This is a genomic window from Pontibacter saemangeumensis (genome assembly GCF_039541895.1).
GTDB classification, from domain to species: domain Bacteria; phylum Bacteroidota; class Bacteroidia; order Cytophagales; family Hymenobacteraceae; genus Pontibacter; species Pontibacter saemangeumensis.
Window position 1 is genome coordinate 524,181 of the sequence record NZ_BAABHC010000014.1, and the last position, 19,085, is coordinate 543,265.

22 protein-coding genes and 1 tRNA gene are annotated in these 19,085 nt (G+C 55.5%); 7 read left to right on the forward strand and 16 right to left on the reverse strand.

From position 1 onward, the window contains the following. Positions 1-32 precede the first annotated feature (32 nt). Together ABD920_RS12930 and ABD920_RS12935 are read right to left on the reverse strand one after the other, a co-directional pair. Positions 33-1,073 carry a DUF6268 family outer membrane beta-barrel protein gene (locus ABD920_RS12930; protein ID WP_345159576.1) on the reverse strand — a complete coding sequence of 347 codons (1,041 nt, stop codon included), beginning with the start codon at positions 1,071-1,073 and terminating at the stop codon, positions 33-35. A gap of 86 nt (positions 1,074-1,159) precedes the next feature. Then, positions 1,160-4,984 (reverse strand): BamA/TamA family outer membrane protein, encoded by a 3,825-nt coding sequence (locus ABD920_RS12935; RefSeq protein ID WP_345159578.1) that lies wholly within the window; start codon positions 4,982-4,984, stop codon positions 1,160-1,162. A 382-nt stretch (positions 4,985-5,366) separates the two neighbouring features. Here ABD920_RS12935 and ABD920_RS12940 point away from each other — a divergent pair, with 382 nt between their 5' ends. From ABD920_RS12940 to ABD920_RS12950, 3 genes are all read left to right on the forward strand, one after another. Next, positions 5,367-6,563 carry a Pycsar system effector family protein gene (locus ABD920_RS12940; protein ID WP_345159579.1) on the forward strand — a complete coding sequence of 399 codons (1,197 nt, stop codon included), beginning with the start codon at positions 5,367-5,369 and terminating at the stop codon, positions 6,561-6,563. Positions 6,564-6,645: 82 nt separating this feature from the next. Further along, positions 6,646-6,717: transfer RNA gene (locus ABD920_RS12945), tRNA-Arg, on the forward strand. 148 nt (positions 6,718-6,865) lie between these two features. Further along, positions 6,866-7,117: a hypothetical protein gene (locus tag ABD920_RS12950; protein WP_345159581.1), complete on the forward strand. Its 252-nt coding sequence runs from the start codon at positions 6,866-6,868 to the stop codon at positions 7,115-7,117. A gap of 36 nt (positions 7,118-7,153) precedes the next feature. On the opposite strand, the gene ABD920_RS12955 is transcribed toward ABD920_RS12950, so the two are convergent. From ABD920_RS12955 to ABD920_RS13015, 13 genes are all read right to left on the reverse strand, one after another. Continuing rightward, on the reverse strand, positions 7,154-7,555 hold the full coding sequence (locus tag ABD920_RS12955) for a type II toxin-antitoxin system RelE/ParE family toxin (protein ID WP_345159582.1): 402 nt from the start codon (positions 7,553-7,555) through the stop codon (positions 7,154-7,156). Between the two features lie 27 nt (positions 7,556-7,582). Next, positions 7,583-8,023 (reverse strand): hypothetical protein, encoded by a 441-nt coding sequence (locus ABD920_RS12960; protein ID WP_345159583.1) that lies wholly within the window; start codon positions 8,021-8,023, stop codon positions 7,583-7,585. A 322-nt stretch (positions 8,024-8,345) separates the two neighbouring features. After that, the gene (locus ABD920_RS12965; RefSeq protein ID WP_345159585.1) at positions 8,346-9,335 is read right to left on the reverse strand and encodes a hypothetical protein; all 990 of its coding nucleotides are present in this window, start codon (positions 9,333-9,335) and stop codon (positions 8,346-8,348) included. 3 nt (positions 9,336-9,338) lie between these two features. Next, a complete protein-coding gene (locus tag ABD920_RS12970; RefSeq protein WP_345159588.1) occupies positions 9,339-9,764 on the reverse strand; it encodes a hypothetical protein in 426 nt (141 codons plus the stop codon). Further along, positions 9,761-10,327 carry a glycoside hydrolase family 108 protein gene (locus ABD920_RS12975; protein WP_345159590.1) on the reverse strand — a complete coding sequence of 189 codons (567 nt, stop codon included), beginning with the start codon at positions 10,325-10,327 and terminating at the stop codon, positions 9,761-9,763. The genes ABD920_RS12970 and ABD920_RS12975 overlap by 4 nt, the downstream gene beginning before the upstream one ends. Positions 10,328-10,329: 2 nt before the next feature. Next, positions 10,330-10,539: a hypothetical protein gene (locus tag ABD920_RS12980; RefSeq protein ID WP_345159592.1), complete on the reverse strand. Its 210-nt coding sequence runs from the start codon at positions 10,537-10,539 to the stop codon at positions 10,330-10,332. Between the two features lie 199 nt (positions 10,540-10,738). Beyond that, positions 10,739-11,029, reverse strand: coding sequence for a hypothetical protein (locus ABD920_RS12985; RefSeq protein ID WP_345159593.1), 291 nt, complete (start codon positions 11,027-11,029; stop codon positions 10,739-10,741). Next, positions 11,026-11,460, reverse strand: coding sequence for a hypothetical protein (locus ABD920_RS12990; protein WP_345159594.1), 435 nt, complete (start codon positions 11,458-11,460; stop codon positions 11,026-11,028). Before ABD920_RS12990 ends, ABD920_RS12985 begins: the two co-directional genes overlap by 4 nt. Continuing rightward, entirely contained in the window at positions 11,417-12,859 is a 1,443-nt protein-coding gene (locus ABD920_RS12995) for a hypothetical protein (RefSeq protein ID WP_345159595.1), read from the reverse strand. Before ABD920_RS12995 ends, ABD920_RS12990 begins: the two co-directional genes overlap by 44 nt. 21 nt (positions 12,860-12,880) lie before the next feature. Next, on the reverse strand, positions 12,881-13,558 hold the full coding sequence (locus ABD920_RS13000; RefSeq protein ID WP_345159598.1) for a hypothetical protein: 678 nt from the start codon (positions 13,556-13,558) through the stop codon (positions 12,881-12,883). Between the two features lie 83 nt (positions 13,559-13,641). Next, positions 13,642-14,508, reverse strand: a complete 867-nt coding sequence (locus ABD920_RS13005) for a hypothetical protein (RefSeq protein ID WP_345159599.1) — start codon at positions 14,506-14,508, stop codon at positions 13,642-13,644. Between the two features lie 28 nt (positions 14,509-14,536). Continuing rightward, the gene (locus ABD920_RS13010; protein ID WP_345159600.1) at positions 14,537-15,577 is read right to left on the reverse strand and encodes a hypothetical protein; all 1,041 of its coding nucleotides are present in this window, start codon (positions 15,575-15,577) and stop codon (positions 14,537-14,539) included. 8 nt (positions 15,578-15,585) lie between these two features. Continuing rightward, entirely contained in the window at positions 15,586-16,821 is a 1,236-nt protein-coding gene (locus ABD920_RS13015; protein WP_345159601.1) for a head maturation protease, ClpP-related, read from the reverse strand. 116 nt (positions 16,822-16,937) lie between these two features. On the opposite strand from ABD920_RS13015, the gene ABD920_RS13020 reads away from it, so the two are divergent. The 4 genes from ABD920_RS13020 to ABD920_RS13035 are packed head-to-tail and all read left to right on the forward strand — an operon-like array spanning position 16,938 to position 18,021. Then, positions 16,938-17,135 carry a hypothetical protein gene (locus tag ABD920_RS13020; protein WP_345159602.1) on the forward strand — a complete coding sequence of 66 codons (198 nt, stop codon included), beginning with the start codon at positions 16,938-16,940 and terminating at the stop codon, positions 17,133-17,135. Positions 17,136-17,148: 13 nt separating this feature from the next. After that, positions 17,149-17,385, forward strand: coding sequence for a hypothetical protein (locus tag ABD920_RS13025; RefSeq protein ID WP_345159604.1), 237 nt, complete (start codon positions 17,149-17,151; stop codon positions 17,383-17,385). 10 nt (positions 17,386-17,395) lie between these two features. Further along, entirely contained in the window at positions 17,396-17,584 is a 189-nt protein-coding gene (locus tag ABD920_RS13030) for a hypothetical protein (protein WP_345159605.1), read from the forward strand. Then, positions 17,581-18,021 (forward strand): hypothetical protein, encoded by a 441-nt coding sequence (locus ABD920_RS13035; protein WP_345159607.1) that lies wholly within the window; start codon positions 17,581-17,583, stop codon positions 18,019-18,021. Before ABD920_RS13030 ends, ABD920_RS13035 begins: the two co-directional genes overlap by 4 nt. On the opposite strand, the gene ABD920_RS13040 is transcribed toward ABD920_RS13035, so the two are convergent. Further along, positions 17,991-19,064 (reverse strand): acyltransferase family protein, encoded by a 1,074-nt coding sequence (locus ABD920_RS13040; RefSeq protein WP_345159608.1) that lies wholly within the window; start codon positions 19,062-19,064, stop codon positions 17,991-17,993. The two genes, ABD920_RS13035 and ABD920_RS13040, sit on opposite strands and share 31 nt — an antisense overlap. Positions 19,065-19,085: the final 21 nt, after the last annotated feature.

Below are 19,085 nucleotides of genomic sequence, written 5' to 3' on the forward strand. Positions count from 1 at the left end.
TTTTATATATAGGGTCTCTGTCGGGCTCTGCCCTACTTCTTCTTATCCACCCAACTGCGCGGAGGCACCAAGTATACCTCTACACCCACATACCCGGCACCCGCCAGGTCGTTGTCGATCAGTACGTCTCTCGAGCCGACTTCATCGAATATCCGGTTACGGAAATACTGCCGGAAGCCCCCTTCCACGGAGAACCACAGAAAGTCATATATCTCCCGCTCCAAGCGCACCAGCCCTTTCACGTCGGTACGGCGCAGTTCCAGGTCCTTGAACTGCGACAGCGGCGGCTCGTCCACATACAGGTTATAGCTGGCACCCTCTAACCTGTAGCCGACATAAAACAACGTCTTCTCGTTCGCGTTGTAGCGCAGGCGGAGATTAGCCGGGAAGATAGACTCCACCCCCCATTTTGGATTAAAAGTGCGGTTGTACAGAACTCCAGGCAACAACCTTTGCCTGCCAAACGTGTAGCCCCACTGCGCACCTATACCTATAGAGAAATCAGGTGATTTCTTCCACCCATAAGCCAGGTCCACTGTTGCTTTCAGGTAGTCGGCAATGTTGATGTTGGCATGCGTGTAATCGCCGTTCAGATCGCCCGAAACACGAATGAGGTAAAAGCGGCGCTCGTCGATGGAGTGCAGGAAAGCCAGTTGCAGCCCCAGGCTCTTCAGGTCCTTGTCCTCGAGGTAGCTGTAAAGGGGGTAGGAGCCGGGGGTGAGGTCATCGAAGTTGAACTCCTCTATACTGTAGCCGATCCCAAGGATTAACTTGGATTGCGGCTTGTTCATCAAAGGCGCAAGCGCCCGCATGGAAAATTGGTTGTTGCGCCGGATGTGGGCGCTGCCATTGCCGACCCGCGGGTCATCAGACTCTGAATCAATGTCGAACTGCGGCAGGCGCTCGTAGCTGACCACCACGCCGCGTGCCCGGCCCATCCCCCTGACAGAGGGCGAAGCGTAATCGATGATATCGCTGATTGCCTCGGCTTTGCTTTCCGTTTCCTGCGCCTGTGCCTGCTGTGCCAGGCAAAGCAAAGCCAGCGCATACAGTAATGGTCTAATTTTTTTCATAGTTTTCTCAGGATTGATCAGGTTTGCGTCTCATATGCCGCCGGTACCGCGCAGCTTCCCCTATATACTGCAATCGCCCGTTTCTGTTAGAAAAAGAAGCCGAAATTCAGCATCGCCAGCTTTTCGTCCTCGCCAATGGCATAGGAGAGCGAAAATACAGTGCGGTTCAGCAAATCCACCCAGACACCGCCGCCGTAGCCGGTGTGCAGGCTGCGGAAGAAGCTCTGCTTCGGCTCCCCGTCATAATACACGCGGCCGGCATCGAGCAGGCCCAGTACGCCTATTTTCCCTGGTGTCAGGTACAGGTTGAAGTCGAACAGCTGGATGCGCGCCTCTCCGTTGGCATACAGGCTGCTGCGCCCGGCAAAGCGCGTGCGGCGGTAGCCGCGCAGGTTTGAGGTGCCGCCCAGGGTGTTTGCCTGGTAAAAACGGAAGTCGCCGATGTTATGGGCCGCGCCCACTCTCCCTGCCCACGTAAGCTGCAGCGGGAAATTTGGGCTGATATAAAACCTGAACTCAGAGCTTAGGTTCGTAAAACTAAGCTCCTCGCCGTCTAACTGCTGGTTGTAGCTGATCCGGTTGTGAAAGCGTATCCCGATGCGCGGGTTGGCTTCTGTGCTGCTGCCCGCCCCCACCACATCCAAGTTGGCATAGGCTGTCGCGCCGGCGTAATGCTGCACCTCAAACTCCCCTTCTTCCATATCATAAGTGCCCGGATCCACCCGGCCGGCGCGCGCCTCGTCCAACAGGAAGTTTGGCCGGTCCGGTGTCTCCACCTGGAAACGTTCGTAAGTCGGCCCTATCCCCACTTTCAGGAAAGAGGTGAGGTCTTTGTAAAGGGAGGCATCCAGCCCCAGGCGCCTGTAGCGCACCCGGTAGTAGCTGTCGTCTGCGTCAGAGGTTTGCTGCGACAAGTTACCGAGGCCATAGAAGTTACGCTGGTACTGCGGTCCCTGCAAAGCGCCGTTCATGGCCAGGCTCCATTCGCCCAGCACCTTGCGCACATCGCCGGTATAGCGTATGTTGAAAGACTTGGTCAGGAAGGCAAAGTTCCCCTCCAGCAGGTGCTCCGATGCGTAGGGCGCCTTCCTGAACTTCTGCGTGCGCAGCAGCAGGCCCGCCCCCAGAAACAGCCCGTCGTCCACGTTGTACTCCGCCGACAACCTCGGTCCCACGTATGGCAACTTGAAATTATCCCGGTCATAACGGGTCACCTCTTCGTCTGGCGTGGTCTTGTCTTTGCTCTCGCTGCCCAACACCAGCACGCTTCCGGGGTTGGTGTCATATATAACCGTATACTTTTTCAGGCCGCTCACGCTCGATCTGTCTATGATCTCATCCTCGTTGCCGCCGCCGATGATGCGCACCAGTATGCTTTCCTCCACATCGCCGGTCACCTCAAACTCATCTTCGCCATCCCGGCCATATAGGCGAATTTCCTTTGTCTCGGCTGTGAGGAATACGCGGTGGTAGAAGTCCTCCAGAACCTCTCCCTCCTTCGATATCTTGTAGCCCGTTACCTCCACCCGCTCATTGTCCAGGCGGTTCACCTCGAAGCGCTCGTGCTTGTCGCTGCCCGATATATCCACGTACTGCGCCAGAAAACTGTAATACTCTTCGGCCACCTGCGGCAGTTTGTCCCTTCTGGATTTCAGCTTCGCGGCCACATCCGGGCCGGTAAGTTCCCGCACGCTGTCGGGCCACTGGTTTATGGCCTCCTCAATCACCTCGTCCGTTACACGGGACTTTATATCCTGTGCTATCTGGATCCAGTCCTCGCGGGTGGCCCTGGAGGTAAAGGTGCGGTCCAGGGTGAGGGCGCTCAGGTTAAGCCCGATCACATCCGGGAAATCATACCCGAAGTGCTGCACGTTGCGCACGCCCCACTTGCGGGTGGCCAGCCAGGGCAGCATGCCGTCTACTTTAAAGAAAGCCATATCCCGGTCCTCGGGCACTGGGGTAAAGAGTTTGCCCTTGTCGTTTTTCTTTTTCTCCTCCACCCAGCGCCACTGGCCCTCGTGGCGGTCCCAGTCGCCGATGAGCATGTCCAGCAGGCGGGCCCGCACAAACTCTAGCTGGTCTACCTCATTGTCGTTGTCGTCCTCCAAATCATCCAGGAGCTTTTCGGTACCCACCAGGTTTTCGGCATTGCCCAGGCTGGCGGTCTCCTCGTGGTTCTCGTCGGCATCCTCCTCCAGGAAAGCGAGGGTATTGCCAAACTCATCGATGTACTGCCGCAGGTAAGGCGTGTTGGGGATATATACCAGCTTCGGGTTGGTATGGTATACACCTGCGGCATCGGCCAGGGGCGGTATAGCCAGTGCGCCGTAGGGGTGCTGCGCCGATATCTGGTCCTGCAGCAGCGTACGTGCCGCTGTTTCCTGGAGGTACTCCGGGAGTGCCTTCGTAGGGTCCTTGTTGATGGTGCGCAGCGAGTACTCTCTGGCGTCCGGGTTGCGTACTTTCAGCGAGGCGGTTTGCTTGCCACCCCCTTTCTGATAGGGAGTCAGGCCGCTGAACTCGTTTTTCATATCCAGCAGCGGCACCTCCACCGGCGTTGCCCATACATCGCGGTAATGCTTGCCCAGCAGCTTCTCGCGCAGGCCCGATGCCTGGTACTCGGTGCTGGCAGCCAGTGTGATCGTGCTGTCGGCATAATTCGTATTGTCCCTTACCAGCGGCACCTCCCTGCGTGGCTTTTTGGCGTACAGCGGCGTGCGGTAGGTCACGTTGCCGGTAGATCCGTCACCGAGGGGCTCCCAGTACTCCACCCAGGCCTCCCCGTTCTCGTAATACATCACCTTAGCGAACCCTTTCACCTTCTGCACATAGCTCACGTCGCCACCTGGATTCACGTACTGCACCTTGCAGCCGGACCCGCTCACAATGTGCGACAGGTTCTTGTATTTATAATGCTCCAGCGCGTGCTCGTGGCCCGCCGCATATATGATGTTGTCGTATTTGTCGAAAATGTTGAGCAGACCCTCTATATATGCCTGGTAGCGGGGGTGCGGAATATCCTGCAGAATACCGCCGTACTTCCGGGCAAACGGGTAGATAGAGCCGATAACCGGCAACGGAAGGTACATCCAGTCGCGCAGCATGGTAAGCGGGAAGAAGTGGTCCTTGAGGGAGAAGAAGCCGCCGTGCGCCCCCCTGCTCATCAGAGGGTGATGCCCTACCACCAGGATGTCACTGCCGCTGTTCTTCTCAATGATATCCTCCAACTGCACCAGGAAATCGACCTCAGTACCCGCGCCGCAGTGAGAGTCGTCGCCGTACGGCCGGTCGAAAGGGTGCAGCCACCACTCCGAGTCAATGGCGATCAACACCAGGTCGTCGTGTATCTTCACCTCGTACGGGCCGGGGCAGCCGTCGCCGGGCACGAAGAAGTCACCACCCGTCACGATGTTCTCTTCTGTCAGGTATTCGTTTACAAAGCGCTGCTCCCGCAGGATGGCCTCGATCCCGCCACGGCCACTGTGGTTCCAGTCATGGTTGCCCGGTATCATGTACTTCTCGCCGGGGTAGCCTTTCATAATGTCGAGCTGGTCCCTCAGGCGCCTCTCCGACACCTCCCGGTCATAGGCGTCGGGCTCGGGCAGGCCGTTCATGTACACGTTGTCGCCCAGAAAGATGGTAGCACTCTGCATCCCGGCCTGCTCCATCTGCTTCCGCATCAATATCATCGAGGGCTCGCCGTCCGGGTCAGGGGCGCCCACATCCCCGATCAGGAACACCGTATATAGCAGTTTGTTCTGTGGGTCGGGCACGTCCTGCTGCCACCTGGAGGCTTCGCGGCTGTAGTAAGGCTGGTGGGAGACGCCGCAGGCCGTGAGGATGGTGCATAAAAGAGCCAGGCATATGGGGTGAGTGCACAGCTGGCGCCATTTAAGTAAGACTTGGATCATAGGAAGTTTGGTTCTTTCAAATCTGCTGCCTGAGGTGCAGCCATATCCGTCGTGTGCCTGCTGCGAGCATCAGGCTGGCAACCGGACCTATGCCGCTTTCGAACGACAGAGTTGCACCCGGGCAACGTATTGCGTTAGCTCCTCCGCCTTTGTATCGGCGGAAAAAGGTACCGCAGGCACTGTAGGACTGAAATTGATAAACGAGATGACAGGGGTTTTAGTTGTTGCCCCTACGGGTGCTTTCACCCTGACGCAGCACCCCGTTCACTAACAAAAAGCTGTTTTTTACCGTAACCGCAAACAGTGTGCGTCTAAACTGCACCCTATGCTAATCGTAGTGCCGCGAGAGGCTTTAAAATCTGGCGCGCAAGCGCAACCTTTTATGGAAGAACCTGAATTAGTGAAGCAAGCCAGTGAGTTTGTTTTCAAGTTATTTAAAGAGAAACTTTCAAAGAAACTGGTGTACCACAACTACCGGCACACGCTGGAGGTGGTGTCGGTGGCGCAGGAGCTCGGCCAGAACAGCGGCATAAGCGCTGACCAACTGCAGGACCTGGTGCTGGCGGCCTGGTTTCACGACACGGGCTATGTAAATGCGTATGAAGGCCACGAGGAAGAGAGCATACGCATCGCGGGCGAGTGGCTGAAGGAGCACAACTACCCTGCGGAGCGCACGGAGCTAATCAGGAGCTGCATTATGGCCACCAAACACACTGTGGAGCCACAGACCCTGCTGGAGGAACTGCTGGTGGACGCAGACCTGTCGAACATTGGCAAGCCTACCTTCTCGGCCACCGCCGAGCTGCTGCGCGTGGAATGGGAGATTTTCCTGGACAGGTTCTTCTCCGACAGGGAGTGGGCGCAGTTCCAGATGGACTTCCTGCTTTCCACGAACTTCCACACCAGCCATGCACAGCACATGTTCGCAGGGCAGCTGGGCCTGAACATACAGGAGCAGCGGGAGCGCCTGAGCGAGGAGGACAAGAAGAAAAAGAAGTCTGACAAGAAGAACCGCGAAACGCTGGCGCAGCCAAAGCGGGGAATCGAGACGATGTTCCGCAGCACCTACCGCACCCACCTCGACCTCAGCGCCATGGCAGACAACAAGGCCAACATGATGATCAGCCTAAATGCCATTATCCTTTCTATTGTGATAACGTACCTCAGCGCCCAGTCTGCGGTCATCGGGACAGAGTTTGCCCAGCATCGCACCACCATCATCCCGATTGGCATGCTGCTGCTCACCACCCTGGGGTCGCTTGTGTTCGCCATCATCTCGGCGCAGCCGGAGATCACCAGTTTCAACATCAACAAGAAAAAGAAGAAGATCAACACGCGGAGTGTCAGCCTGCTCTTCTTCGGAAATTTCACGAAGCTACCGCTGGAGGATTTCCACGACGGAATGCACGAGATCATGCGTGACAAGAAGGCCCTTTACAACAACATGATCACCGACATCTATTACCTTGGCGACGTGCTGGGCCGGAAGTACAAGATCCTGCGCATTTCCTACTCCATTTTCATGATCGGCCTGGTGCTGACCGTTATCGGTTTTGCCATCGCCTTCGCCACTTTCTAAACCCGATGAGCCATAATTCTTGCGGCTTGTAAAATGGTGTTAATTGCTGTACATTTGCAGCGGAATTCACTTTTAGTGTGCCGGCCTCGTAGTTCAACGGATAGAATAGAAGTTTCCTAAACTTTAGATCCCAGTTCGATTCTGGGCGAGGCCACAAATAATTAATCAAAAGCCCCTGTTTCATTCAGAAAAGGGGCTTTTTTGCGCCCACAGGGCACACATTTTAACAGGCTATACCCGCCTGTTCAACGAAATGTTTAAGCATTGTTTAAGCAAAGTTTACGCAGCGTTACCACACACCCATGTACAGGCGGAAAGAGGAGAGCAGGCACAGCAGTTTCGTGAAGAACGGGGAAGACATCGAGTTCGAGGATCCGGGCTTCCACGCGCTGGCTTATGGGATCGCTCAGGGGCCGCATGAATTTTCCTACACCCTCACCAACGCCGGGCTGGAGCTGACCTTTGCCTCTGATTCCTATATACTGGAGGTCCTGTTCGAGAACGAGCACCGCTGGCTCAGGGGCCGGGCCCTGCTGACGCCGCGGAGGGGGTAGCACGAAAAAGCCCCTCCGGTTGGGAGAGGCTTTTAGTTATTTCAACACTTTAAGCAGGTCTTTTTCTTCGCTTATCAAACTGAGAGAATTCTGCCGTTTCGCATCGATATAATTTTTAAGCAGTCTCTTAAGCTCAGTACCTGTAACGTTGGCTTTGCCATTACTACCTTTCTTTGCATATATATGCAGAAATGTTACTTCCTCTGTGGCGCGATTTACAATGTATAGAACCCTGAAACCGCCACTTTTGCCTATATTCTGCCCTGAATTTGCAATTCTGGTTTTGTTTAGCCGGGTGTCACCATTTATAGTAATCAATTCCGGCTTATTAAAAAAGCTGTTGATATCGTCTAACCCTCCGAACTCATTCACAATATCCTGCTTGCAACTACTGTAGCCATGTTTAGGTCTTTTGCAGAATGCTTCGAGTTCATGCATGAAGCTGTTTAGGGCATTTACAATCATCTACAAGGAGTTTATTTGGGCAATCAATGCTTGAAACTCATCATCCTCTTTGATGACCTTAGTTCTAAGCTCTATGTCCTGAATAAATTCCTGTAAGCAATTTACCTCTTCTTCATACCGCCTAACAGCGGTTTTAACGCCCGGGTAATAAGCGCTTTTTACAAAGGTGGCAACAAGACGTTTTGAGCTTCTAAGTAATGAGCGCAGAGAACCTCCCTTTGACTGCAAATATTCATCTGAGCAAAATGTTAGCCCCTCTTCTAAAGATTCATTAAGATTTTGAAATTTAATGGTCAATTTGTCAAACCCCTCCTTGAACTCTATCACCAAGTCCAGAAAGCGGTCACTACCAACACGGACAACATTGCTGCTTTCTTCCTTAAAGAAGATTTTTTCGGTCTCTAAGTACGTGTCCTGAATAACCTCTTCGAATGCTTGCATGGTTGATTTTCTCCGCTTAGAAATGTTCTTTCTTTATCCTTCAACGCGAACCGGTTTAAATTGATTCAGTCCTTCGCCTGATAGAGTAAGTGCATATCAAACATATAATTGAACGGACATATTCACAAACTTTTGTGAATAACTTACTTATGTTCTTTATTATATCCCTTAATACATGGTAATCCGTATTTGATTTGTGCAATCACAGCACCACCCATAGCCCAAGGCCAGCGCCGCCGGCGCGCCCTAAATTTTATTACCCCACGATAAGCCCCACTCCAGAGGGGCGGGGCTTATGTCGATCAATCATAAACAAACAACCTTAATCCTTATACAATACCTTCTGCGAGTAGGCCCGCCGGTCGGTCACCAGCTGCAGGATCAGGGGCACACCCCGCTTCACTTCCGGAAACGCCGCCGGCGTCCGGTGCTCCTGCAGCCTTCTGCCCTGCATGTCATACACGGACAGTTGCCGCACCTCTTCCGTTACCCCGATGGTAAACGGCCCGAAGGCGATATCCTCCCGCCCCGACACGGCGATCACCTTGCTCAGCTCATAGGTGCCGTCCCGGTCTATCGTGCGTAACCGGAAATAGGAAGTTCCGCCCACTTTGGCATAGCGCCACGCGTAGTCCCTCCGGCCCTGGGAGAAGCCCGCCGCCTTTACCGTGCCCACCTCCCGAAAGTTCATGCCGTCGGTGGAATTCTCCACGGCGAACCGCTCCACATTCTGCTCCATGGCCGTGACCCAGAGCAGCTGGTCCCCAACCGCCTTGAATGAGATCAGGTGAACAGGCAGCACCGCCTGCTCACAGGAGAGCGCAAGGCCGAAGCCCTGGAACTCATCCACGTAGATGCCGATCGCCTGGGCGCTGTCGTTTACCGCGTACACGAATATCCGGGCCTTTGCCCTGCCGGTGTAGTTTTGGGCCGAAGTAGAAGCCCCGAAAGATCCGCTGCCCTCGCCATATATAAAGTAGCCGTCCACCACCTCTCCTTCCGTGTTGATGTAGTCGATGGACAATGCCGCTGTTTTGCCATCGTTTCCGGTGGCGTAAAACTGGAAGTAAAGGGACTGAAAGAGGCTGTCCTGCGCAAAGTCCATGTAAGGCGTTTCGATATAGCCGCCCGTGGTGCTCAGCTTGACCAGGTGCATCCACCCTTCGTAGCCGTTGGCATAGTCCACGATCTGCGCCTCCCGGAAGGTCCAGCAGTCGTAGAGGGCGGTGTCCTTGGTGCTCTCAAAACTCTCGGACCATTGGCCGTAGCTCAGGAAGGGGAACAGGAGTAGCAGGAAGAGGAGCTTTTTCATTTTCTAAACTTTCTTCATCCGGTATATCCCATACCCCACGGCTGCCGCTATCAATAGCCCCAGGCCGATATAGATCAGCAGCGGGGGAATACCCTTGCTCTGCTTCACCTCGTTCCCGTTCCCGATCACGCCGGCGTCTTTGGCTTTGGTTTTGGTCTTATCCTTCACAACAGACTCATCATTGTTCGACTTCTTCTGGGAGTTGTCCGTGTTAAAGGAGTTCTTGATCTTACCGGTAGGCACAGGCGGCACATACTTCCCGCCGTGTGAAGAGGAGCGCACGAATGCCCACCCGTTGGCGGAGGGGGGCGGATCCGGAAGGGAGTCGGGCGCCATCACCTCCACGGGCGCCGTGTTTACGACGTAGGTGGTTTTACAGGATGTTAATGACATCAATGTCGCGAACATCAGGAGGTACGGGTATTTCATACTGTTACCCTTTCCAGCCAGCCCATGAAGAACTTCTCCTGGCTCGGCTTGCGCTCACAGATGTAGATGTACCGCTGCCCCTGCAGCACATTCAGCGCCTTCAGCACCGATTTGGGGCGGCTGTGGGAATTGAGGGTGCGCAACGTCAACGGGCCAATCTGCCCGTCTACTTTCATGTCAGGATAATCCTTCTGGTTTCGGTTGCACAGGTTCAAAGCTTCCTGCAACAGCTTAGCTGCAATGTTAACTCCCATATTCACGCCTGTGTCGAAGAGTTCGCATGCGATGGCCTGATCCGTTACCAGGTCGAGGTTATTCACATCCCAATAGGCTGCCTTGTAATAGCGCGCCACATAGAGTTCCAGTGAGCTCATCACCTCTTTCAGGTTGGCAGGGAATCCCGCCTTCTTTTTATGTGCGTCAATAATAGACCACCCGCTCCAGTTGGGGTTGTGGTTGCGGGCAATGCCTCTGTAAGTCTCCCCTCCCGTGTCGGTTGGGTCATTAGCATAATAGCCTTCATGCGCCAGGGTGATGGCTAAGGCCGGTTTGATAGTTGCCATGGTTATTGGATTTCAGGGTCTTTTCTAACTGTTCCGTCTTTGCTCAGCAGCCCGATCAGGACCGTGGCCACGGCGCTGACGGAGCCGGAGAAGGCACCCAGTTCCACGGCGTCAATCTGCCCGAGCATCCAGCGCACCATGCCTCCGATCAGGAAGGCCCCGGCGATCAGCGCCACGGCGGTGGTTTTGTGTTTAGATAAAAGTTGTAACATCTTATGTATATATGTAGTACCTTAGTGGTGTAGATAGTGGCGGAATCAGACGCTCGTTGCTTTATGCTCGGATAGCACCTATTTCTTAGCCCACGATTTGGTGTGCTAATGCAGGCTCAAATCCTGCCTATCTATATAAGCCCATTCTTAGGAGTGGGCTTTTTGCATTTAAGACCGCGTTAGCGACAATCGCCAAATCTTATGGCTTGCGTTTTTTGTTGTTGAGATAGTTATCGAAGGCGTCCACGCCCTTTTGTAGCGCGTTGTATTTCCCCAGTAGCTCCTCGTATTTATCGTGTAGCTGCTGGTATTTCTCCTGCAGAAAGGCTACCGTCTGGGCGTAGAGCGCCAACTGGGTCTTCAGTGTGTTAAGCTGCGTGTCCAGCGAATCGAGCTGGTTTACCAGCCGGATCAGGAAGTAAGCGACAATGCCCAGCAGCACGGTAATCACGGCGCCCCCGATGGTGATAAGTATCATCTCTGCCTTCATCGCGGCCGGATGACACGTAGCCCAATCCTGCTGCGCTTGCTGCCTCCCCTGCCTGTTCCGTTGATCTCTTTCAGGGCCTTGCCCAGCTCCCCCTCGTAGTAGGCGATGTTGCCGCCCACTGACCGGAGCAGCTGCGCGCGCCGGGCCTCGGAGATATGCTCATAGGCGCCCTTTTCGTCTTTCGGCTGGGTGATGCCCGCCGCGGCCACGGTGACGCCGTGCCACTCCAGAAAGCGCTGGAAGGCGTGGCACACCCACACGGGCGTCACCAGCTCCTGCGCCTTCACCTCCTGTGCCGTGAGCGGCGTGGCGGGTGCTGCGCCCGTGAGGCGGTCGTGCAGGTCGCCCAACAGCGGCCGCACGTCCATCTTGAGCGCATCGTCAATGCTATTTTGCAGCTGCGCCAGGGAGATGTTTGGCGATAGCTGCACGTATTTTTTGAAATCTTCCTGTGTTAGTTGCATTCGCTTGCGCTGCCTCAGTTTGGGTGGTCGGTTCTTCCTCAGCTACCAGCCCTACCAGAGCCAGTATCTGTTCTTTTGTCATGCTTTCCAGCACCTTGGTGGCTACCAGTGGCGAGAGCGAGTTCAGGGCGTTGAGCACCTTTTCCCCTTCCGGCGTCTGCTCCTTCTCGAGCGGGGAGTAGCCGCCGAAGTTGCGCTTCTCCTCCTCGGTCATGATCTGCCATATCTGCTCCGGCACGGCCTTGATGATGTTGAGGCTCGTCAGGGTCCAGTCGAAGTCAGGCCACAGCTTTTTAAAGGCGCGCTGGATCAGACCCTGCACATCGAGCACTTCCTGCTGGGTGAGTTGGATGATGTTGAGGAGCTGCTGCGTGTTGCCCAGCTGGCCCGTGGTATCCATGCCGATCAGCGAGGGGTGCAGGCCGAAAGCCATGCAGATGCGCTTGCGGATGGTCTCCGACTTGGCGTCCATGGAGAGCGTGGCCTTCATGCCATCAATCGTGATGAGTTGCGGGGCATCCTCTTTGCCGGCACCCGTGAAGAGCACGGCATCACCTTCCCCTTCTGGATCAGTCAGCGTTCGCACCTCGTCTTCGAGGTAGTCCATCTCAGACTTACCGTCCTCATCCAGGTTATCCTCGTCATATTCACCAGGAATGAAGACGCCCACGTTCGGCTTCACGCGCTTGCGGATGGCGTTGTAGTCGGCCCGCTGGATCTCTGTGTCCGATTCAATATCAGGCTTGGCAGACCAGGCGGCGGGCTCCGGGTAGTGCGGGTGCACGCTGCTTTCTTCGAAGGAGTAGAGCAGTTGGCCTGGCTGTTTGTTGCCTTTGGGGCCTACCTGAGTAAGGCATCGTTTAACCGCCTCCTCAGAGTCATCAAAAGCGTCCAGTATCTCGTCATCTTCCCTTTTTTCCTTGTCAGTGCCAAGGTTCGGGTTCACCAGGAAGCGCCCATCATCCAGCTTCCGCACGGTATGAAACGGCACATGGTACACCTCCGCCACCTTCAGGCTCAGGTTGTACTTCACGCGCAGAGCGAAACCGAACACGGCAGCATCCCAGCAGATGTAAGGCAGCAGATCGTCCGTGGTTTGTCTCGGGTTGGCTCTGACAGCAGCAGCGGCCCGCTCGGAAAAGCCGTCCGCCTGAATGAATTTTTTGAGCTTGAGCCAGCAACGGCGCGCAGTAGGCGAGGCGAGAAACACCTTGATAATCTCATCCGGCAGTTTGTTACCCTTGCCATACTCGATTATCTTGGCGCTCCCTCTCTCCTGCTGCTTGCCGGTACCGGTGCTTTTCTGCGATTGCACGAAAGCCACCGGGCGGCTCACTGTCCTGGCTTTTACCTTGGGTCTCTTCACTTATAAGTGAATTAGGGGTGATTACTCTTTGTCTTCCGCCTCAGCCTCTGCAATGGCAGCCAGCAAGGTTTCCAGGCTGCGGTTGCCAGGCTTGTGGCCTAACAGTTCTGTGTAGCGTTTCTGGGCATTCTCCAGCTTTGCAGCTTCTTCGGCTGCGGCCTGCTCTGCTGCCAGACGTTCCGCCTCAGCGGCTTCTGCAGCGGCTTTCTCAGCGGCCGCTTTTTCCGCTGCTGCCAGCGCCTCCAGCTTCGCAGCTTCTTCGGCTGCGGCCTGCTCTGCTTTTTCTTCTTCGCTTGGTTTCGGCTTTATTTCCGTGCCCGGGATGCGTTCAATATTATGAGCGAGGCGTGGATTACTCAACACTAACTCAGCGCGTTCGTCTGTCAGCGTCTCAGCTGTAACCTTCACGGGTCTGCCGTTTTTGTCGTGGAGCATGATCACACTGCCGGCAGCGGCTCTTGTGAAGCGGTAGTTTCTTTTTTCGTTTTCCATTTTCTTTTCTGAGAAATATGATTCAATTCTTAATCGGTAGCTGTTAGGGTTGTTCACGAAGGAGTTCAACATGTAGCGGATCTTCCGCTCTGTCGTGCAGTTCCTGCCGATACAGATATAATACACAGCATTCAGTTGCTGTATTGTTGCCGTTGGGTTATCCAGAAGGGCCTGTGCCCGCGCTACCAGTTGTGCTACTTGGTCCATAGTTAGAAGGGAAAAGAAAAAGGCCGCCGCACTTGTGGCAGCGGCCTTTCACCTAAATGTTAACTCTGTTGATCAGACTGCTACTATGCAGGAGTCGTAGCAGACGCCGTGGAGTAGTCCGAATCGCTGTAAGACGTTCCGTTGCCCACCGCTTTGATTCTGAAGAATTTCAGCGTGCCGGCTGTCAGACCAGTGCGTGGGTAAGAAGTCGTGCCAACGGCCGGTGTGGCCAGTTCCGTCCATGCTGTACCGTCAGTAGACTCCTCCAGCAGGTAGCTGTCCTCGTTCACCACGTCAATCCAGCTCAGGTTGATCTGGGTAGAAGAGGTGGCCGTGGCTGTCAGGGTCGGCGTGGCCAACTGAGAAGCAGCTTCAGGCAATACCAGGGCATCCAGGATGGTGGCCTCGGCAGCCGTGTCAGCGCCCAGCTTGGTGTACACCGACATGATGTCGTTGGAGCCGGAGAAGGTCAGGGTGGCAGACGTTTTGTCGCCAATGGCCGTGCCTGTGTTGTGGTCCAGCGCGGTCATTTCCAGACCGTCGGAGGCGCCGTTCTCAGCCACCAGGCCGTACACATCGAACACGCCTGAGTTCTCCTCCACGATGATGAAGAGGTCTTCCATCTTGGCGAAGCCCTGGATGGTGTTCTTCTCCTTCTGCGTGTTGAAGAAAGCCTGGAAGTTCACCGTGCCGGCGAAGCTCACGCCGCCCTCCGTCCTTGTCAGGCTGGTGGAGGCGTTGTTGAGCAGCTTGCGTCCCACCACGCGTCGCAGGTACTTGCCTGTGGGCAGGGTGAGGGAGGTAATGTAGCCTTCGCTGTTGCGCTGAAAGGCGGGCTTGTCGCCCAGGGAGCCGATATACATTCTGGCGTTCAAGCCAGCTTTTTTGAACTTCGCGTCGCAGCTCGGGTCTAAGTTACCCGCCGACGCTAATGGGGCGCATTCTGCCATTTTCTTATATAATTTTAGAGGTGGCTAATTAAACCTGCGCTACTACCGGCGAGGTGCGGTACACGGTTAGTTCTGGCCAGATAATCTGCACACCAAGCTTGAACTCTGCATCGATGGTGTTCACCTTCTGGTATGGGTGGTACATGATCTCCACCGTCATAGCGTCTTCCACACGGTCAGTACCCAGGCAGATGTTGTCTGTATCTGTCAGGATCATGCGCCACTTCTGGCTGCCTCCGAAATCCGTGTCGATGATATCAGACCAGTGTGCCATCGGCACCACCTCGATACCTTTGTAATAAGCGGCCTCCACGCCAACACCGTCCTGTGTTCTCTTAAGGTAGATATCACCGTTCATCTTGCCGCCCAGTGTAGTGTAGGCGTCAATCAGGGCATCCATGATCTCGGCATTCACGATGTAGCGCTTGCGCTGCTTCGGTAATGCCTTCAGCACGTTGCTCTGCGCTTTGTACAGGTCCTTGAACAGCGCAATGATCTCCTTCGCGCCTGCCTCAGTGTCTTCATCAGGAAGCGTGGCAGGGATATCTGCGATTTTCATATCAGGATTTGTGGCGGCATAGGCTGCCAGCACTTTCCACACACCGTCGATCTGGTTGTAGTTCGGGTCAGTGTCAGCCACGTCACCGAAATAGCCCACCCGCGGTATGTCCAGCTGCAGCGCCTCTTTCACCTTCTTCTCGATGTAAGGCTTGATGGTGGTGCCATCCAGGTTGTAGATGTCGTTGCCTTTGTTCAGGTGCTCCTCCATGATGGAGTCTTCCAGGGTGGTGGCGCACTGCTCCAGGTCCACACCCACGCGCTCCACGGTGATATCCACCTGCGAGATGTTGATAACCTCTCCGGAAGGGGTGCGGGCGCAGCCGGCCTTCTTCTTCAGGATTTTCTGCAACAGAGAGTCCACGGCAAGGCGCTTCTTGCTCTTCACGTTGGGGATGATGCGGAACTGCTTCAGCAGCTCAGGGTCGGTGAATATCGGTTTAGCGAAAATCTCATCCGCTTCCTGGCCGTTCCACTCGTAAGTGATGTTGAATAAGCTTTTGTCTGCCATCTCTGTATTTAGTTACCTTTTTTGCCGTATTTGTTTTTGAAGTTATCGGCCACTTTGGCCCAGGGGTCTTCTCCCTTTTTGTTGTTGGTGGTGGTGAAGTTCTGCGCGGGCTTTCCGGTGTCGTTGCCTGAGCCAGGCACCACGCCGTCCAGCTTCTCATTGAGCGCCTTTATCTCCGCCTTGTGGGCTTTGTCCATGGCGGCCATGCGCTTGGTGAGGGCAGCCACGGCGTCCGGCTGTGCAGAAGCTTCGGCTCCGGCATCGTCATCCTCTTCCGCCTTGGTGAGGTTCGCCACCTGGCCCTCCACCACTTCGATCTCGCGGCCGTCGCTCAAGGTGTAGGTGCCGTCCTCTAATGCGGTCAGCATCTCCGCGTCAGCGAACACGGCAGAGCCTTGCGCCAATTCACCCTCGAAGTAGACAGACGAGCCGTCTTCCAGGGTGGTGCTCTCGGCCACTACGGCGGGGGCTTCTTCGGTGGCAGCGGGTGGGGGTGTGCCATCGCCTTCTGCTTTCGGTGATTCACCTTTCAGCCAGGCTTTAAACTCAGCGAAAAGAGACTTCTTTTCCTCGTCTTTCATCTTATTAGTTGGGGTTTGAATACTCTTTGGGTTGTAGAAAGCCACCGCCTTCAGTTCTCCGTCCTTCCTGGTCTGCACGGCTTCGGGAACTGCCTGCGTCAGCACCTCGTCGATGAAGCCGTAGGCCTTGGCCTCCGTGGCTGACATGAAGCGCTCCTCGCGCATCAGCCCCTCGATCACCTGCTGCTCCTTGCCTGACTTCTGGGAGTAGAGCGCGATGAAGGGCTTCTCATGGGAGTCCAGCGCGTCGGCCACCTTGCGCAGGTCGTCGGCGTTGGCCATGTAGAGGCCGGGCGCCATGGGCTTGTGCACCATCCAGACAGAGGCCTCGCGGGCCTTCAGGAGGCCAGGGCTGGCGGCAAGTGCGATGATGGTGGCGATGCTGGCGCATACGCCCTCCACGTGCACCTCCACGGCAATGCCCTGCTCGCGGATGCGAAGGAGCTTGTTGTAGATGGCGAAGCCCTCGTGCACGTCGCCGCCGGGGGAATTGATATGGAGCGTGATGTGCTCCAGGTCGGGGTTGTAATTGTAGTTGCCGTTTACATCATATCCTGTGTACATGTCCAGCATCCAGCCAGTGAAGCCGGGCATCACGAATCCATACTCATCCGAGTACTCACCGATAATGCCGTCTATGGGGATGTGAATATTTTTTGCCATGCGGGCGGGGGAGAATGTTAAGTAACTTGTGAAGTAAAAGTACTATATATGCAAGAGGTTATTTAGTACCTTTCGCATGTTGTGTAGACACACAGTATACACTTTTAGCCAAGCAGATGGGATTAATACAGACCAGGGTCATCGGACCGGCGGAAGAGGGCCTTCGGGCGCAGGCAGAGGCCCGCGGCATGAGCTTATACCGTTATACTCAGCTTCTTCTGACAGAGGCCGGGCGCGGCAATATCCGGCTGGTGGCAGTGGTTACGAGCGAGAATCTGTTGCCGGAAAGGCAATGCGGCGAGTGCAGGAAGTGAAACCTTTTTAGCCTTGGAGAAATCCTATATGGAGCATTATATCAAGCTGGAGCGGAACGATGTGTACCTGGTGTATGTGGGTTGGCGCACAAGAGCCCGCCGCCTGCTGGTGAAAGTGGTGGATCAGGAAGAGATGGATCACATCGGCTGCGAGATCGTGGGAGGCGAAACCACCGTGAAGACCCTCAGTGTCGGCACCCGCCTCACGATCAACCGGATCTGGTTCCGGGCACAGAACAAGCAAAACTAAATTTACCTATATGCTAAAGCGATTCCTTTTCCCCTTCGGTTACCCAGTGATGCTGATCGCTCACTTCATTTACGGCGGCACACTGGCTGCCATTACCACGCAGTCATCGAGCTACGCCGCCGGCCTGATCGGTGGGGGCGCGGGTGTCCTGGTGGGCATCGTGGCCTATGTGATACTGAGAAGATTCAAGGTGCTATGATCTACCTACTCTTATGCGCCTACGCCTACGTGCACGGGCAGACGAACGCCTTCCTGTATTCCCGCAAGGGAGCGGAGGCGCTGGCCCGGAATGAGCACCGGGACCTGACCATTGAGCGGGGGCTGGTAGCCGCTGCCGTGGTGGCCGCCTGCCTGTACTCCTACCCGCTGCTGTTCGTGGAGCTGGTGGCGTGGGTGCTGGCCTTCTCCTTCTGGCACAATGGCGCCTATTATGTGATGCGGGAGAAGATATCGAGAGGCGGTACTATCAGCGACATGGGCGCCATCAACGCCTGGAAGCACCAGAGCCCCACCACCACGGCGAAACTCGACTTCACTTATAAGTTAAGGCTCTGGCTGATGCTGGCCTCGCTGGCGGCGCTGGCCGTGGGGTATGGGGTGGTGTTCTACTTCACCACCTCCATCTCTGGTTTGTAGGTGAGCTTTGCCGACACCCTCCGCCCTAACCGAATAAAATACCGCTCAAAGTAGGCATAGCTCAGGTAGCTCAGCACGAACGTTGCCGGCACGCAGATCAACAACCGCGCCTCCACCGGCAGCAGGTAAAGCTCCCCCGCCAGTTCTTCCACGGTGAACCACACCACCGCATGCAATAGGTACAGGGAATAGCTGATTTCGCCCAATATCCGCAGGGGGGTGTCCAGCACAGCGGGCAGCTGCACGGTTACTTTGTAGGCCGCCAAGCAGATCAGCACGCTCAGCAGGGTGTAGAGCATCCGGGTGTTCCCCTGCACCAGCGCCAGCGCATCCGCCCCCTGCACCGGGCAAAAGGCGAACACCAGCACCGAGAGCAGCAGCAGGGACAGCGCCAGGCTGTTCTTCACCTCGCGCCCTTTGAGCAGCGCCCCCGCCCCGAAGCCTGCCACGAACAGGAAGGCCTGGTTGAGCGGGTTCACATACGCCGCCCATGCGCCCTTGTGAAAATGTCCGAAGCCGGGGAATACATGGTAGGCAAAGTAGCAGTAACACGCCAGCACGCCCAAAGCAAACCCTGCAAGCAGCACCTTACTCTTCCGAAAAAGGAGCATCATAATGGGGAACAACAGGTAAAAGGCCAGTTCGTTGCCAATGGACCAGATGCCCGTGCCGAAGTCGTTGTTCGGCATGACGAGGCTGAAGAGCCCCGTCAGGGTGAGCAGGATCGTCTCCCACCCCGGCCAGAACCACAGCACGGTGTTATAGAGCACCACCGCCCACAGCAGGGGCATGATGCGGAAGCCGCGCTTGATAAAGAAATCAATCACATCGTCCCGGTCGGGTTTCATGGAGCCGCTGTAGACGTGGAAAAGGGTCAATCCAGAGAGCACGTAGAAGACGGAGACCCCATAGAGGCCTATTTTCTGCATGAAGTCATCGGGAGAAAAATGCGTTTCATAGGCGAAGATGGTGTAGTGGTAGCCCATGATGGAGAGGGCGCAGAGGCCTCGCAGGTAATCCAGGTTGTGTAAGCGTGTTTTCATATTGCACTTGGAAAGAGTGCA

Coding starts and splice junctions, on each gene's coding strand:
- ABD920_RS12930 (WP_345159576.1), bottom strand. CDS start 1,073: ATGAAAAAAATTAGACCATTACTGTATGCGCTGGCTTTGCTTTGCCTG.
- ABD920_RS12935 (WP_345159578.1), bottom strand. CDS start 4,984: ATGATCCAAGTCTTACTTAAATGGCGCCAGCTGTGCACTCACCCCATA.
- ABD920_RS12940 (WP_345159579.1), top strand. CDS start 5,367: ATGGAAGAACCTGAATTAGTGAAGCAAGCCAGTGAGTTTGTTTTCAAG.
- ABD920_RS12950 (WP_345159581.1), top strand. CDS start 6,866: ATGTACAGGCGGAAAGAGGAGAGCAGGCACAGCAGTTTCGTGAAGAAC.
- ABD920_RS12955 (WP_345159582.1), bottom strand. CDS start 7,555: ATGCATGAACTCGAAGCATTCTGCAAAAGACCTAAACATGGCTACAGT.
- ABD920_RS12960 (WP_345159583.1), bottom strand. CDS start 8,023: ATGCAAGCATTCGAAGAGGTTATTCAGGACACGTACTTAGAGACCGAA.
- ABD920_RS12965 (WP_345159585.1), bottom strand. CDS start 9,335: ATGAAAAAGCTCCTCTTCCTGCTACTCCTGTTCCCCTTCCTGAGCTAC.
- ABD920_RS12970 (WP_345159588.1), bottom strand. CDS start 9,764: ATGAAATACCCGTACCTCCTGATGTTCGCGACATTGATGTCATTAACA.
- ABD920_RS12975 (WP_345159590.1), bottom strand. CDS start 10,327: ATGGCAACTATCAAACCGGCCTTAGCCATCACCCTGGCGCATGAAGGC.
- ABD920_RS12980 (WP_345159592.1), bottom strand. CDS start 10,539: ATGTTACAACTTTTATCTAAACACAAAACCACCGCCGTGGCGCTGATC.
- ABD920_RS12985 (WP_345159593.1), bottom strand. CDS start 11,029: ATGAAGGCAGAGATGATACTTATCACCATCGGGGGCGCCGTGATTACC.
- ABD920_RS13000 (WP_345159598.1), bottom strand. CDS start 13,558: ATGGACCAAGTAGCACAACTGGTAGCGCGGGCACAGGCCCTTCTGGAT.
- ABD920_RS13005 (WP_345159599.1), bottom strand. CDS start 14,508: ATGGCAGAATGCGCCCCATTAGCGTCGGCGGGTAACTTAGACCCGAGC.
- ABD920_RS13010 (WP_345159600.1), bottom strand. CDS start 15,577: ATGGCAGACAAAAGCTTATTCAACATCACTTACGAGTGGAACGGCCAG.
- ABD920_RS13015 (WP_345159601.1), bottom strand. CDS start 16,821: ATGGCAAAAAATATTCACATCCCCATAGACGGCATTATCGGTGAGTAC.
- ABD920_RS13020 (WP_345159602.1), top strand. CDS start 16,938: ATGGGATTAATACAGACCAGGGTCATCGGACCGGCGGAAGAGGGCCTT.
- ABD920_RS13030 (WP_345159605.1), top strand. CDS start 17,396: ATGCTAAAGCGATTCCTTTTCCCCTTCGGTTACCCAGTGATGCTGATC.
- ABD920_RS13035 (WP_345159607.1), top strand. CDS start 17,581: ATGATCTACCTACTCTTATGCGCCTACGCCTACGTGCACGGGCAGACG.
- ABD920_RS13040 (WP_345159608.1), bottom strand. CDS start 19,064: ATGAAAACACGCTTACACAACCTGGATTACCTGCGAGGCCTCTGCGCC.